Origin of the sequence: Neolewinella lacunae, from assembly GCF_014349155.1 — a bacterium.
Classification (GTDB): domain Bacteria; phylum Bacteroidota; class Bacteroidia; order Chitinophagales; family Saprospiraceae; genus Neolewinella; species Neolewinella lacunae.
Genome location: NZ_JACSIT010000141.1, coordinates 45589 through 60585 on the forward strand (window position 1 = coordinate 45589; position 14997 = coordinate 60585).

The following is a 14997-nucleotide window of genomic DNA, read 5'->3' on the forward strand; positions in this document are numbered from 1 at the left end:
CGGCGAGGGACGTCTACTTCCCCTCCGGAAGTTCTTGCTGACCGAGCCAACCGGTGTCAAAATTACCGTCCCGGAAATCCTGTTGCTTCATCAGCCACTGGTGGAAGGGGACGGTGGTTTTGACGCCCTCAATGATGAACTCATCCAGGGCACGTTCCATTTTCGTGATGGCCTCCTGCCGCGTTGGAGCGCGAACGATGAGCTTAGCGATCATGCTGTCATAAAAGGGCGGGATCGTGTAGCCGGCGTAAACGTGGGTATCCACCCGCACGCCCTGGCCTTTGGAGCTGTGGAAACTGCTGATCTTGCCGGGGCTGGGGCGGAAGCTGTTCCAGGGGTCCTCGGCGTTGATCCGGCACTCGATGGCGTGGCTTTTGGGATAGTAATTGGCACCGGAGAGGGGCTCTCCGTAGGCAATTTTAATTTGCTCCTTGATCAGGTCGTGGTCGATGACTTCTTCCGTCACGGGGTGCTCGACCTGGATCCGGGTGTTCATCTCCATGAAGTAGAAGTTGCGGTCGGCATCGACCAGGAATTCCACCGTTCCTACACCTTCGTAGTTGATGGCTTTCCCGGCCTCAATGGCCGCTTGTCCCATTTTCTCCCGCAGCTCGTCGGTCATGAAGGGGCTGGGGCATTCCTCCACCAGTTTCTGGTGGCGGCGCTGTACGGAGCAATCGCGCTCGGAGAGGTGAATGACCTTGCCGTACTGATCGCCGATGATCTGGATTTCGATGTGGCGGGGCTTGGTGATGTACTTTTCGAGGTACATCCCATCGTTGCCGAAGGCGGCTTTGGCTTCCGCGCGGGCACTGTCCCAGGCCCGCTGGAACTCCTCCTTGCTGTTGATGATCCGCATGCCTTTGCCGCCGCCGCCAGCGGTGGCTTTGATCATTACGGGGTAGCCCATTGCGGCGGCCTGTTCGAGGCCATCGGCGGCGCTTTTGAGCAGTTCGCCGTTGCCGGGGACTACGGGAACCTTGGCCTTGATCATCGTGTCTTTGGCGGTGATCTTATCCCCCATGCGGCGGATTTGCTCGGGGCGCGGGCCAATGAACTTGATGCCGTACTCCTGGCACACTTCGGCAAAATCCGCATTTTCGGAGAGGAAACCGTAGCCGGGGTGTACGGCGTCGGCGTTGGTGATTTCCACCGCAGCCATGATTTTGGGAATGCTCAGGTAGCTTTCGGAGGAAGCGGGTGGCCCGATGCAGACGGCCTCATCGGCAAAGCGGACGTGGAGGCTTTCGCGGTCGGCCGTAGAGTAAATGGCTACGGTCTTGATGCCCATTTCCCGGCAGGTACGGATGATGCGCAGGGCAATCTCGCCCCGGTTGGCAATGAGGATTTTTTTGAATTTCTCAGCCATGGTACAAGTCTTTATGGTAGGGGAGTGGGCAAACCCCGTGGTATGGGCCGCCGCTTCCCTGGCGTGCTGGAAGAAAAGTTGCGTTTGTTACTTGGGGGAGGATCAAGAGGGGTCCACCAAAAACAGCGGCTGATCGTACTCAATGGGCTGGGCATCTTCGACGAGGACTTTGACGATTTTGCCGGAGAAGTCTGATTCGATCTCGTTGAACAACTTCATAGCTTCCACTACGCAGACGGTATCCCCCTTCGCGATTTTGTCGCCTACTTTCACGTAGGGATCTTTATCGGGCGAGGGCGAGCGGTAAAAAGTACCGATCATGGGCGACTTGATTTCCACCAGCTTGCCCTCTCCTTCGGAGGGAGCAGCCTTGGCCGCCGCGGGAGCAGCCGCCGGGGCAGCAGGTGCCGCAACAGGAGCGGGAGCCGCAGCAGCAGCGGGCATACTGATGATGGCCGGGGGGGCGTACTGGGCATCGCGGGCAGCACCTCCGCCGGCGCCGTAAGATTTGCCGCGGATGTGCACGGTCACTTCACCGTCCTTAAATTTGAATTCGGAAAGTTCTGACTTGGCGACAAGCTTGATCAGTTCCTGGATGTCTTTCAAGTTCATGCTGGGTCTAGTTTTTTGCGCGCTCGACGTAAGTATTGGTACGGGTATCGATTTTGATCCGGTCGCCAATGTTGATGAAAAGTGGCACCCGAACCTCCGCACCGGTTTCCACCGTGGCAGGTTTGAGGGTGTTGGTGGCCGTATCTCCCTTCACTCCCGGCTCCGTGTAGGTAATTTCCATTTCTACGTACTGGGGCAGGTCGATGGTAAGCGGCGTGTTATCGGCTGTATTATACAAAACTTCCACCGTATCGCCCTCCCGCAACATGCCAGGATTGTCGATAAAGGCTTCCCCGATGGCGGCCTGCTCGTAAGACTCGGCGTTCATGAAGTGGTAACCCATGTCATCTTTGTAGAGGAATTGCATCTTATGCCGCTCTACACGGACCTCGTCGACCTTATGGCCAGAGGGAAAAGTTTCCGAAAGGACCTTGCCCGTAGAGAGGCTTTTGATCTTGGTACGCACGAAGGCGGCACCCTTGCCGGGCTTCACGTGCTGAAATTCGACGACGGTGTAAATGTCGTTACTGTGGCGGAACGTGAAGCCGTTCTTGATGTCTGAAGTACTGGCCATGAAAGCTGCTTTGAAACTTGGTTTTGGGTGCGCGAAGGGGTGTCCGCTCCGCCCACTGCCTGGTTAAGTGGCGCGAAGATAAGCACTTGCCATCTTTAGCGCACCTCCGGGCCCCAGTTATCGGCCGGCGCAGATCCCTTTTTCCGTCCTTTCGGGCGCTCCCGGCGGGCGCAGACGGGGACCAAGGCAGCCCGAATGCCCCCCATCCGGCAGAAAAAACCGGGTGCATCCGGTCTCCAGGATAGCGGACGGGGGCGCTGGCGTTAGTGCGCTGTGTTAGGGCCAATCTTCTGCCGCCCTTAGTCGTCTTCCGGGTAGAGGACGCCTTCGTCGGCAAAGCTGTAGTAAGATTGGCCAGCGATGATGAGGTGATCGAGGACGTACAGATCGAGGTTGCGGGCACCCGCGCTGAGTTTGCGCGTCAGGGCCAGGTCCGCCTGACTGGGATAGGCCTGGCCGCTGGGGTGGTTGTGGGCCAGTACCAGGGAAGCCACGCTGCCGTGGGAGAGGGCTGCCCGGAAGATCGTCCGGGCGTCTGCCACCGTTCCCGTTACCCCGCCGCGGCTGATGAGGTGGCGGCCCAGCAGGCGGTTGGCACGGTTGAGGCAGAGCAGGTGAAATTCTTCGTGCGCCAAATCCCCCAGCAAGGGGCGCAGGTAGCGGTAAGACTGCTCACTGCTTCCCAGTACCGGTTTTTCGACGTCCCAGGCCGCTTCCCGCCGGCGCCCCAGTTCCAGGGCCGCCACCAGCCGCAGGGCTTTGACTGGCCCGATGCCCGGCAGGCGCTCCAGGTCGGCAATCTCCTTGCGGGCCAGGTCGTGGAGGTTGTGTTCTACGGAGCGCAGTAGCTGCCGCGCGAGGGTCAGCGCCGACGTACCCTGCAAGCCAGAGCCCAACAGAATGGCGACGATCTCCGCATCGGAAAGTGCACTTGGGCCGTGGCGGGCGAGTTTCTCGCGTGGCTGGTCATCCGCAGCCAGGTCCTGGATGCGTAAGGGGGCCGGGGGATCAACGTACTGGGTCATCGTTTCGGGAAGAGGGCGAAACGGAAAGGGTAAACACTTGCTTGGAGGCAAAGATAAATTTTTTGTTGATTAATTTTTAAATTTTCAACATTTAAAATTAAAATCGTACTGTTTCGCCTCACCCTGCTCCATGTCCCTACTCCCCCTTTCGGGGGGTCGGGGGGGAGCACCTGCGGCCGCGCAAAAATCCGGCTTATTCTTCGCCGATCACGCGGGCTTCCAGGCGGTTGTTAAGGGCGTAGTCTTCTTCGGTGCAGGCCAGGCAATTCCGCAGCCGGAAGCGGTTGCCGTAGGAGAGGGTGCGCAGGCGGTCGGGCGCAATGCCCCGGCGAATGAGGGCCTGCCGGACGGCCTCGGCGCGGTTATCGCCCAGCAAAACGAGCTGATCGGCCGCCTCCCGACCATCGGTATGGGCGATGAGCCGCAGTTGAATATCCGGCCGGTCGCGCAGCAACTGGACGAGAATGTCGAGATCGCGCGAAAGCTCTTCCTGTAAAATGGCGGTGTTGCTGTAAAAACTGATGGCGGGCAGGGCCAGGCTGGCGGCGTCGGCGTCGGTGCCCCGGCGGGTGACGAGGCCTTCGGGCTGGAGGGCTAAATTGATGCGGGGGTGGGCCGAGGCCCGCAGCTGATCGGCGTTGATTTCAGCTACCCCCGTAGCGAAGCCCAGCCTGCCGGCGGAGAGAAGGTAGCCGCAGTCGGCCCGCAGGCAAACTTCGTAGTAGCCGGAAAGGTCGCTGACGGCCGATACTCCGCCGCTGGTGCAGCCGATGGGCCGGAACTGGAGCGGAACGTTGCCGGCCCCCGCGCCCCGTGAATCCGTCAGCCGCCCCGTCAGCAACACACAGTCGGTGGGCTGGAGGGTGATGGCCAGCAGTCGGCTGGGGCCTTCGGCGGTGTAGAGGAAGCGGAGGGTCTCCGGGGCGTAGCCGGGCATGGCGACGTGCACCTCGTAGGTCTTGCCCGTGGCCAGTTCGAGCCGGACGTTGCCTTCGCGGTCAGAGCGCAAAGGCGGCAGGCCCAGCTGCCCCATGGGCTTGACCACCGGGCGGATGCTGCGCCCCGCGCCCGTTTGCTCCAGTTGAAAGGAGTAGTAAGGGGCGGGGAGCCGACCGGCGGGGTCCACTTCGCCCAGCCATACTTCCGCACCCGCCACCCGCTGGCTGGTGGACCCGTCGTAGATGGTGAGCACTTCCCCGTCCATCTCCGGCCCGCGCAGCGAAGCGAAGCCCCGGGCGAAGCGCAGCAGGTAAATATCGTCTTTGCCCTTGCCGCCAGCGCGGTTGCTGACGAGGTAGCCGCGCGCGGCATCGTTGGTCAGGGTAATGCCTACGTCGTCGGCGGAGGAATTGACGGGAGCGGGCAGGTTGATGACCTTGCCCCAGCGGCGCTGGCTCAGGTCGATGAGGAAAAGGTCGTAGCCCCCCAGGCCTCCGTGTCCGTCGCTGGCAAAAAACAAGCGGCCGCTGGGGTGGATGTAGGGAAAAGCTTCGTTGCCTTCGGTATTGATTTCGGGGCCGAGGTTGATGGCCGGGCTCCAGCGGCCGTCGTGGTAATCGCTGAAGTAGAGGTCGTAACCACCGTAGCCACCGTTGCGGTTGCTGGCGAAGTAAATGCGCCGGCCATCGGGGGTAAGGGCGGGGTGCTGGTTGCTGAAATTCGCTCCGTTGAAGGGCATGGGCCGCACGTCCGCCCAATCGTATTCCGCCCGGTAGGCGGAGTAGATGCCCAGGTTGGCCTTGCCCGTGGGGTCCGCTACCGATACACCATCGCGCAACTGGGTGCGGGTGAAGTAGATGACGCGGTCATCCTGGGTAAAGGATACCGGGCCCTCGTTGTAGTTGGAGTTGAGCTCTACGGAAAAGCGGGACGGGTAGCCGGGCACGCCATCGGGCGAGAGGGGTGCGCGGAAGAGTTTGAAGTAGGTTTGCTTAGTGACGGGGTCGATGCTGCCCCGTTTGGGCCGGGTGAGAAAAACCAGGTCGGAGCCATAGATGGCGGGGCCAAACTCCGTTTCGCGGCCGTTGATGCGCGCGCAGTTTTCAATTTCGATTTCGCCGTTGTTGCTGGGGGCGGTCAGGAGGGTGCCCTGCGCCAGGAGGCTGCCCAGGCCCAGCGCAACCCAGAGCGTGGCCACCGTAGCCATGCGGACCGCCCGGCGGCGGCTGTCCGGCCTCGGGTCCATCATAACAGGAAGGCTTCATCGGCGTAGACCTCGCGCATTTCTTCGAGGGTGGCGAAGAGGGTGGCGGGTTCGAACTCGCTGACCAGCGTTTTACGGTATTCCTTGATGCCGGGCAGGCCCCGGAAGTAGTTGGTGTAGTGGCGGCGCATTTCGAGCACGCCCAGCTTATCCCCTTTCCAGTCGATGCTCCGCTCCAGGTGCTCGCGGGCGGCGGCCACCCGTTCGTCGATGGTGGGCGGGGGGAGCAGGGTACCGGTGGCGAAGTAGTGCTTGATCTCCCGGAAGATCCAGGGGTAACCGATGGCGGCACGGCCAATCATGATGCCATCCACGCCATAGCGTTGCCGGTAGGCTTCGGCCTTCTGCGGGCTGTCAATGTCTCCGTTACCGAAAATGGGAATGCTGATGCGGGGGTTTTCCTTGATGCGGCCAATCAGCGTCCAGTCCGCCTCCCCTTTGTACATCTGCTGGCGGGTGCGGCCGTGGATGGAAAGGGCCTTGATGCCCACGTCTTGCAGGCGTTCGGCTACTTCCTCGATGTACTTCGTGTTATCGTCCCAGCCCAGGCGGGTTTTTACGGTGACGGGGAGCTTGGTGCGCTCTACGATGGCCTTGGTGAGGGCAACCATCTTGGGGATGTCTTGCAAAATGCCCGCACCAGCGCCTTTGCAGGTGACTTTTTTGACGGGGCAGCCGAAGTTGATGTCGAGCAATTCCGGTTGGGCTTCTTCAACGATGTCGGCGGCCTGGACCATGCTCTCCAGGTTGGCTCCGAAGATCTGGATGCCAATGGGGCGCTCGTAGTCGTAGATATCGAGCTTGGCCACACTCTTATCGGCGTCGCGGATGAGGCCCTCGACGCTGATGAACTCGGTGTACAGCAGGTCGCAGCCCTGCCCCTTGCAGAGGGCACGGAAGGGGGGGGTCGCTGACGTCTTCCATCGGGGCCAGCAGCAGGGGAAATTCCCCCAGTTCGATGTCGGCTATTTTTACCATGGGCAGTACCCTTCTGATTCGCTGATGAACGCCGGCCGCCCCCCGGTAGTTTGCCGGGATGTTGGGCGCGGCCGCAGGTGCAAAGATAAGGACGGAGGAGATAGCCTGGCCAAACCGCCGTCCATTGCCTGTTTTTAACGCCCTTGCCAGCACCTGCGTCCGCGCCCCCATACATGAAAAAAAAGTGGATAAATGCGTAACACCGGCTTTTGCGGGGCCATAGAGCACTGTAACCACGATGGTGGCAACAAATTGGCGGCTGAAAGCGCTACTTTTGGGCAACGACACTAAATTATTGCTCCGTGGAAGTGAAGGAAACGCCCCAAGAAGACACTGCCCTGTTCGACGCCATCCGCTCCGGAAGGCACGAACTGCTCGATGAACTCTACGTTCGCCACCGGGCGGCGTTCCTGACTTACGCCCAGCGGCAGCTCTTCGCCACGGAGGAGGACGCCGCCGATTGCTTTCAGGACGCGGTCATTGCCTTCTACAAAAACATCGTCAGCGGGCGGCTTACGGAGCTGACTTGCGGCATCCGCACCTACTTGTTTGCCGTGGGCAAGCGCATGGTGTACCGCCGCAACCAGCAACGCCACCGGGAGATGCCGACGGACCCCGACGCGGGACTGGGCCTGGGCAACGACCCCAGCAGCGAGCTGGACCTGAGCCTGCTCAACCGCTTCGACCAAGACCACGACCGGGCCTTGCTGGCCCACGGCATCGCCAAGCTGGGCGAAACCTGCCAGCAAATCCTCACCCTCTTTTACTACCACCACTACCCGATAGAAAGTATCCAGAGTACCCTTAATTTAAGCTCTCCCGGTGCTACGCGGATCAAAAAGATGCGCTGTTTGGACCAATTGAAAACGATTTTACTTCCCCAGTCTTAGGCAAGAGCACCAGGGGATTCTCGCGGCACTTTTCACGTGCGTTTCGCCCCCTGGGGCCGCGGGGAGACCAACGTGCCCGCCGTTAATTTCAGGATAATGAGCAAAGAAGAAACACAAGGTCGCATCGACGATTATCTGCTCGGCCGCGCCAGCCGGGAGGAGCGCCGGGAGCTCGAAGCGGAAATCACCCGCAATGCCGACCTGAGCCAGGAGCTGGCCGCTACTGAGCGGGCCATCGCGGCCATTGAGCTGGCCGAAGACCGCGCCCTGAAGGCCCGTCTGCAGCGGCTGGAAGCCTCCCTGCAAGGGGCGGGGACGGCGGAGACGGGGGCCAGGGTTGCCCCGCTCGTCCCCCGCCGCCGGGTGTTGCGCCTGCTGGCCTTTGCCGCCAGCTTTTTGCTGGTGCTGACGCTGGCCTGGTTTACCCTCCTCCGCCCGGACGCTAACCAGGACCCCGCCCAATTGGCCATGGCCGAGTTCAAGGCTTACCCCAACATCGCCTACGTAATTGAGCGGGGGGGAACGGAAGAGCCCCCGGAAGCGGCGGCTTACCTGGCCTACGAAGCGGGAGACTACGCCACCGCCGCCCAGCGCTTTGCCCAGTTGCCCGGCAGCGCCGTGCAGCAATTTTACCTGGGCCAGAGCTTGCTGGGCAGCGAAGACTTCGTCGGGGCCGCCCGCGCCCTGGGGCCATTGACCGTTGACCCGGACTTCAACCTGGCCGCCGAAGCCGCCTACTACCTGGCCCTGGCCCAACTCGGCAGCGGAGACCCCGCAGCGGCCATCGTCACCCTGGAATACATCGTCGGCACCCCCGAGCATCCTTACCTGGCCGAAGCCCAAAAACTGCTGGAACAACTGCAGTAAAGGGAGGAAAGGAGGAAAAGAGTAAAGGGTAATGGGGGCTACAGCAGGCTAAAAAACAGCCTATATATCCACCTGCAATACCAAAATTTCCGCATCCGCAGGCCGGGGCCGTATCTTGCGGCGATGACCGCTAAAATCGGACTAGAAGACGTACGCTTTTACGCTCCCCACGGGTTCTTCAAGGAAGAGCACCTGATGGGCAACGAGTTTCGTATTGATGTGGAGGTAGAAGCCTCCATCACCGGTGCCGCGCAGGAAGACGACCTGGGCGGCACGGTCAACTACGCCACCATCTACTACCTCCTGCAGGCTGAGATGAAAAAGCCCACCCAACTGCTCGAAGCGCTGGCCTACCGCATGGCCAACCGGATCATGAACCAGTTTGAGTCGGTCCTTTCTGTCCACCTGCGGCTGCGCAAGATCAATCCTCCGCTGGGCGGGTCAGTGGGCGCGGCCGTGGTGGAAGTAAACCTGGGAGGGAGCCGGACCGGCGGCCTGGGCGGCGGGCAGCCCGGCCGGCAGGATACCTTCGAAGACCCCGCTCCCCGGGGCGGCTACGACGGCTTTTCCGGCGGCTACCCCAAATCCGACAGCCTCGACGGGGGATTCGCGGCCGGCGGGCTCAGCGGCATCACCCCCAAGAAAACTCCGCCTCCCATCCCCGCCCCCCTGCCCGCCGATGCCTTCGACGACGAGGACGACGACGAGGATTTTGACGATGACTTCGACGACGATGAACTCGCCGCCCTGGGAGGGGATGACGACGACGACGGATTCGAAGGATTCGACGACGACGATGACTTCGATGACGACGACTTCGACAATATGGACTGGGACAGCATGGACTTTGGTGATATGAACTTCCCCGATTTCGACCCCGACGATTTCAAGTAAACTCCCGCTCCCACCATAGAACAACGCACATGGTACTGGCGAAAACCAGGCGGTAAAAAGCACGCTTCTTCATCAGTTTAAAGTAAAGTATTACATTTGTAGTACTAAACCCCGCCGGGGTGGCGTTTGTCGTTTCTATCTTTGCCTTATTAAAGTGCTTTCCAACATGTTGCGTCCTTTACTGCTCTTGTTTTTTGCCTTCGGCAGCGCGGCGCTGCTGGCGCAATTTGCCAGCCCCATCCGCTGGGAATTCAGCTACGAGCGGGTGCAGGGGGATGAGTTCCGGCTCATCGCCAAAGCCTCGGCCGAAGCGGGCTGGGCCATCTACAGCCAGTATACGCCAGACGGGGGGCCGATCCCCACCTCATTTATGTGGACTAAGGGCAAGCATTTTGAGCTGGTGGGCAAATCCGAAGAAAAAGGACACCGCAAGAGCGGGATGGACGAAATGTTTGGCGTGGAGGTCATCAAATTCCTCAGCGACGAGCCCACGTACTTCACCCAGCGCGTGGTGGTGAAAGACTACGCCACGCCGATTGAAGTGGCGGTGGAATACATGTGCTGCGACGACGAGCAGTGCCTGCCCCCGACGGATGTGGTGCACTCTTTTGTCTTACCCCCGTCGGGACCCCGGCAGGGGGCCAATACCTCCACCGCTGCCCCCGGCGCCGTTGCTGGGGCTGGCGATAATAGCGGCAATCCCGGGACGGGGAACGCTGGCAGCCAGACCTCCTCTGCTCCTCGTTCCGATCTCCCCCCTTCGGGGGGCCTGGGGGGAGCACCTGCGGCCGCGCCCTATACCCCTACTACGCCCTTGGCCATCCATACGGCCGTGGGCACCGCCGCTACTGCCGATGACCCGGTAAGCTGGGTCTTCACCGCCGAGCAGTTGGCCCCCAACCAGTACCGCCTGCGCATGACCGGCAATATGCGGGAGGGTTGGACGATGTACAGCAAAGACGTGGACCCCGACCCCGGGGCCATTCCCACTGAGTTTTTCGTCAAAACCACCGACGGCGTCACCACCCTGGGCCCAGTGGAAGAGATCAGCGCCACGCTGAAGGTCAAGTACGACAAAGTCTGGGGTGCCGACATGGCCAAAATCGAAGGCGGCAATGTGGTGTACCAACAAACGGTGGCCCTGAACGGGGCGAAAATGTTGGAAGGCTACGTCTATTACCAGACCTGCGACGATGAGATGTGCTTTCCCCCCAAGGAAGTGCCTTTCACCCTCGACCTGAGCGGACCAACGCCCGTGGCCAGCGTTGATGGTCTTACTGGCCAGGCATCCAGCGGCGGCGGGGCCAGCGTTTTGCCCGCCAACGAACTGGGCATTACCGTAGCTTTCGATCCTGCGCCGGTGGGCACCTGCAGTGAGGGTGAGGAAGTTACGGCCGGGCAGGGGATGTGGACGATCTTCGGCCTCGGCTTCATCGGGGGGCTTTTTGCGATGCTGATGCCCTGCATTTTCCCGATGATTCCGCTCACCGTCAGCTTTTTTACCAAGAGCGGGGGCACGCGCGCAGAGGGTATTCGCCGGGCCAGCCTTTACGGGTTTTTCATCTTCCTGATTTACGTGCTGCTGAGTTTGCCCTTTCACCTGTTGGATGGGCTGGACCCCGGCATTCTCAATACCATTGCGAGCAGTGTACCGCTCAACGTAGCTTTTTTCCTGATCTTCCTGTTCTTTGCCGGCAGCTTTTTCGGCTTCTACGAGCTGACGCTGCCCGAAAGCTGGAGCAACCGCGCCAGCCGCGCCGAAGGGGCCGGGGGCATCATCGGCATCTTTTTCATGGCCCTCACGCTGGCGCTGGTCAGTTTCAGCTGTACGGGTCCGATCCTGGGCAGTTTGCTGGTGGAGGCCGTCAGCGACGGGGCCTGGCCGCTCACGGCCGGCATGGCGGGCTTCGGGGTGGCGCTGGGCTTACCCTTTGCCCTCTTCGCCGCCTTCCCGGGCTTCCTCAACAATTTGCCCAAGAGCGGGGGCTGGCTCAACAGCGTGAAGGTGGTGCTGGGTTTTGTGGAGATTGCCCTGGCCTTCAAGTTCCTGTCGAATGCCGACCTGGTGGGCGAGTGGGACCTGCTGCGGATCGAGCCTTTTCTCCTCATCTGGATCCTTTGCGCGCTGGGCATTGCGGCCTACTTGTTTAAGCTCATCAGCTTTCCGCTCGACAGCAAAAAGCGGAAGATCGGCGTCATTGGCGGCGTGGTGGGCGGTGCGGGCATCGCCTTTACGGCTTACTTGCTCCTCGGCCTGACCACGAGCAGCGAGACGGGCACTTACCGCAACCTCAGCCTGCTGAGTGGCATTGCCCCGCCGGTTTGCTACAACTACTTCCTGCCCTGCGATGCAACCCGTAACATCACCCCTTTCAAGAACCTGGAGGAAGGCCTCGCCTACGCCCGCCAGGTGAACAAGCCCGTGATGCTCGATTTTACGGGCTACACCTGCGTCAACTGCCGGAAAATGGAGGAAAACGTCTGGACGGAAAACGAGGTGAAGCGCTACCTGACGGATGAGTACGTCATCATCAGCCTCTACACCGATGATCGTTCGGCCCTGCCCCCGGCCGAACACCGCGAAGTGCAGCGCCTCGATGGTTCCGGGCGCACGCTGCTGATCAACGAAGTGGGCAAGAAGTGGCACTATTTCCAGCAGACGGTCTACGCCCGCTCTTCGCAGCCCTACTACGTGCTGGTGAGCCCTGATGGCGTCACGCTCAACCCGCCGGTGGCCTACACGCCTGACGTGGAAGAGTACAAAAACTTCCTGGCCTGTGGCCTGAGCACCTACCAGCGGCTGGTGAGTAGTAAGTAAGCACGGTTCGTAGGGCGCGGCCGCAGGTGCTCCCCCCGGCCCCCGAAGGGGGAGAACGGGACGGGGAGCGGGGCAAGGCCGCACGCCATGTTATGCCGTATCTTGGCAGCTGCCCGCTGCGGCTTAAACGACAAACACTCCCCCCATGCCCACCGAACTGACGCCGGAACGCCTGCACGACCTGGAACTTAAGGCCCGCTCCGCGCACGCCGCCGGCCTGCCCGCCCTGCGCTATTCCCTCCAGCACGTTGATGAGCACATGCACTACGGCGACGGCCTTCGGCTGCTGACCAAGTTGAACCAGAAAAATGGCTTCGATTGCCCGGGCTGCGCCTGGCCCGACCCCGACGACAGCCGCACGCCCGTAGCTGAGTACTGCGAAAACGGGGTGAAAGCCATTGCCGAGGAAGCGACCAGGCGGCGGGCAGACCCCGCCTTCTTCGCCCGCCACAGCATCGAGCAACTGGGGGAGATGACGGATTTTGAACTCGGCAAATCCGGCCGCATCACCCACCCGATGTACCTCGCGCCGGGGGCCAGCCACTACACGCCGGTGCCCTGGGAGGAGGCCTACCGGATCATCGCCACCGAACTCAACGCGCTGGACAGCCCCGACGAAGCCATTTTTTACACCTCCGGCCGGGCCAGCAACGAGGCCGCTTTTCTCTACCAGCTCTTCGTCCGGCAGTACGGCACCAACAACCTCCCGGACTGCTCCAACATGTGCCACGAAAGCACCGGAACGGCCCTGGGCGAAGTCCTGGGCCTCGGCAAAGGCAGCGTAACGCTGGAAGACATTCACCAAGCTGACCTCATCATCTGCGTCGGGCAAAATCCCGGTACCAACCACCCGCGGATGCTGAGCGCCTTGGAAAAGTGCAAGGAAAACGGCGGCCGCATGATCAGCATCAACCCGCTGCCGGAGACGGGTTTGCTGAACTTCATCAATCCCCAGCGCCCCCTTAAAATCCTCACCGGAGGTACGGCGCTGACGGATCTTTTCCTGCAAGTGCGGATCAACGAAGACCTGGCGCTCGTCAGGGCCATCTGTAAACTCCTGCTGGCCGCCGAGGCCAAAGCCCCCGGCAGGGTATTCGATCAGGATTTCATCGCTCAGCATACTTCTGGCTACGCAGCTTGGGTCCGGATGCTGGAGGAAACCGACCTGGAGGCTTGTCTGGCGGGCTGCGGCGTCACCCGCGCCGAAGCCGAGGAAGCCGCCGAAATGATCATCGCTTCGGAGCGCATCGTGCTCTGCTACGCCATGGGACTGACCCAGCACGAAAACAGTGTGGACGTCATCAAGGAGATGGTGAATTTGCTCTTGTGCAAGGGCAGCATCGGTAAGCCCGGTGCGGGCATTTGTCCGGTCCGCGGCCACAGCAACGTGCAGGGCGACCGCACCGTCGGCATCTGGGAAAAACTCAAGCCGGAGTTTCGGGAGCGACTGCGCAGCCACTTCAACTTCGAACCGCCCGCCCGGGATGGCTTCGATGTGGTCAACAGCTGCAAGGCCATGACGGAGGGCCGGGCCAAAGTCTTCTTCGCCCTTGGCGGCAACTTCCTGTCGGCCACCCCCGATACGCTGTATACCGCCCGGGGACTGCGGCAGTGTGCCCTGACGGTACACGTTTCTACGAAGCCCAACCGCAGCCACGTCGTCCACGGAACCAAAGCGCTGATCCTGCCCTGCCTCGGTCGGACGGAGATCGACCTACGGGCCAGCGGCGAACAGTTTGTCAGCTGTGAAAACTCGATGGGGGTAGTGCAGATGAGCAAGGGCGTCCTCGCGCCGGCCAGTGATCAACTCCGCAGCGAATGCGCCATCATCGCCGAACTGGCCCAAGCCACCCTGGACAGCAAAAGCACCGTTGATTGGTTGGAAATGGCCAACGACTACGACCAGATCCGCAACGCCATTGCCGCCTGTGTGCCGGGCTTCGAGCGCTACAACGAGCGGGTGCGCGAGCCCTCCGGCTTTTACCTGCCCAATGGACCGCGCAACCGCCGCTTCGACACGCCCGATGGGAAGGCTCACTTCAGCACCTCCCCCGTCAGCCACCACACCCTGGAACCCGGGGAATACCTGATGATGACCGTCAGGAGCCACGACCAGTACAACACGACCATATACGGTATGCACGACCGCTACCGGGGCATCCACAACGAACGCCGCGTCGTGATGATGAACGAGGACGACCTGGCCGCCGCCAATTTGACGGCCGGAGACTGCGTAGACCTGAGCAGCAGCTACGACGGCGAAACGCGGCACGCCCGCCTTTTTCGCGTGGTTGCCTACCCCATTCCCCGGGGCAATGTGGCGACTTATTTTCCCGAAGCGAACGTGCTGGTGCCCATTTCCCGCACGGCTAGGGGGAGTAATACGCCGATTAGTAAATCTGTGCGGGTTAAAATATATTTGCACCAGAAATGAGGCCCGGCCTCACTTTCGGGATGTAGCGCAGCCCGGTAGCGCGCGTCGTTCGGGACGACGAGGCCGCAGGTTCGAATCCTGTCATCCCGACTTCCCTTTTCTCTTGGCCTCCCTCCCCCCGAGGCCGAACAGGTTCGAGCACGCAGTACGCGACGTAGGAGCAATCCTGTCATCCCGACTTCCCTTTTCTCTTGGCCTCCCTCCCCCCGAGGCCGAACAGGTTCGAGCACGCAGTACGCGACGTAGGAGCAATCCTGTCATCCCGACTTCCCTTTTCTCCAAGCCTTCCCCCTCTCCCGAGGCCGAACAGGTTCGAGCACGCAGTACGCGACG

General features: G+C 61.3%; 10 protein-coding genes, 1 tRNA gene and 1 pseudogene. 6 read left to right on the forward strand and 6 right to left on the reverse strand.

What is annotated here, in order from left to right; translation table 11 throughout:
* Window positions 1-13: 13 nt before the first annotated feature.
* The 6 genes and pseudogenes from accC to dusB all read right to left on the reverse strand — a co-directional run bounded on the left by accC (window position 14) and on the right by dusB (window position 6761).
* Complete coding sequence (gene accC / locus H9S92_RS15960) at window positions 14-1369, reverse strand: acetyl-CoA carboxylase biotin carboxylase subunit (RefSeq protein ID WP_187467692.1); 1356 nt, start codon at window positions 1367-1369, stop codon at window positions 14-16.
* A gap of 102 nt (window positions 1370-1471) precedes the next feature.
* Complete coding sequence (accB, locus tag H9S92_RS15965) at window positions 1472-1981, reverse strand: acetyl-CoA carboxylase biotin carboxyl carrier protein (RefSeq protein ID WP_187467693.1); 510 nt, start codon at window positions 1979-1981, stop codon at window positions 1472-1474.
* Window positions 1982-1988: 7 nt separating this feature from the next.
* Window positions 1989-2555, reverse strand: a complete 567-nt coding sequence (gene efp, locus H9S92_RS15970) for an elongation factor P (protein ID WP_187467694.1) — start codon at window positions 2553-2555, stop codon at window positions 1989-1991.
* A gap of 299 nt (window positions 2556-2854) precedes the next feature.
* Window positions 2855-3580, reverse strand: coding sequence for a RadC family protein (gene radC, locus H9S92_RS15975; protein ID WP_187467695.1), 726 nt, complete (start codon window positions 3578-3580; stop codon window positions 2855-2857).
* 193 nt (window positions 3581-3773) lie between these two features.
* Window positions 3774-5768: an OmpA family protein gene (locus H9S92_RS15980; RefSeq protein ID WP_187467696.1), complete on the reverse strand. Its 1995-nt coding sequence runs from the start codon at window positions 5766-5768 to the stop codon at window positions 3774-3776.
* Window positions 5765-6761: pseudogene (gene dusB / locus H9S92_RS15985) on the reverse strand (tRNA dihydrouridine synthase DusB). Before dusB ends, H9S92_RS15980 begins: the two are co-directional and overlap by 4 nt.
* A 302-nt stretch (window positions 6762-7063) precedes the next feature.
* Here dusB and H9S92_RS15990 point away from each other — a divergent pair.
* The 6 genes from H9S92_RS15990 to H9S92_RS16015 all read left to right on the forward strand — a co-directional run bounded on the left by H9S92_RS15990 (window position 7064) and on the right by H9S92_RS16015 (window position 14754).
* On the forward strand, window positions 7064-7651 hold the full coding sequence (locus H9S92_RS15990; RefSeq protein ID WP_187467697.1) for an RNA polymerase sigma factor: 588 nt from the start codon (window positions 7064-7066) through the stop codon (window positions 7649-7651).
* Between the two features lie 96 nt (window positions 7652-7747).
* Complete coding sequence (locus H9S92_RS15995) at window positions 7748-8518, forward strand: hypothetical protein (RefSeq protein ID WP_187467698.1); 771 nt, start codon at window positions 7748-7750, stop codon at window positions 8516-8518.
* Between the two features lie 123 nt (window positions 8519-8641).
* Window positions 8642-9412 carry a dihydroneopterin aldolase gene (gene folB, locus H9S92_RS16000; protein WP_187467699.1) on the forward strand — a complete coding sequence of 257 codons (771 nt, stop codon included), beginning with the start codon at window positions 8642-8644 and terminating at the stop codon, window positions 9410-9412.
* 166 nt (window positions 9413-9578) lie between these two features.
* Complete coding sequence (locus H9S92_RS16005; protein WP_187467700.1) at window positions 9579-12230, forward strand: protein-disulfide reductase DsbD family protein; 2652 nt, start codon at window positions 9579-9581, stop codon at window positions 12228-12230.
* Window positions 12231-12375: 145 nt separating this feature from the next.
* Entirely contained in the window at window positions 12376-14664 is a 2289-nt protein-coding gene (locus H9S92_RS16010) for an FdhF/YdeP family oxidoreductase (protein ID WP_187467701.1), read from the forward strand.
* 16 nt (window positions 14665-14680) lie between these two features.
* Window positions 14681-14754, forward strand: a tRNA-Pro gene (locus tag H9S92_RS16015).
* The last annotated feature ends 243 nt before the right edge of the window (window positions 14755-14997 follow it).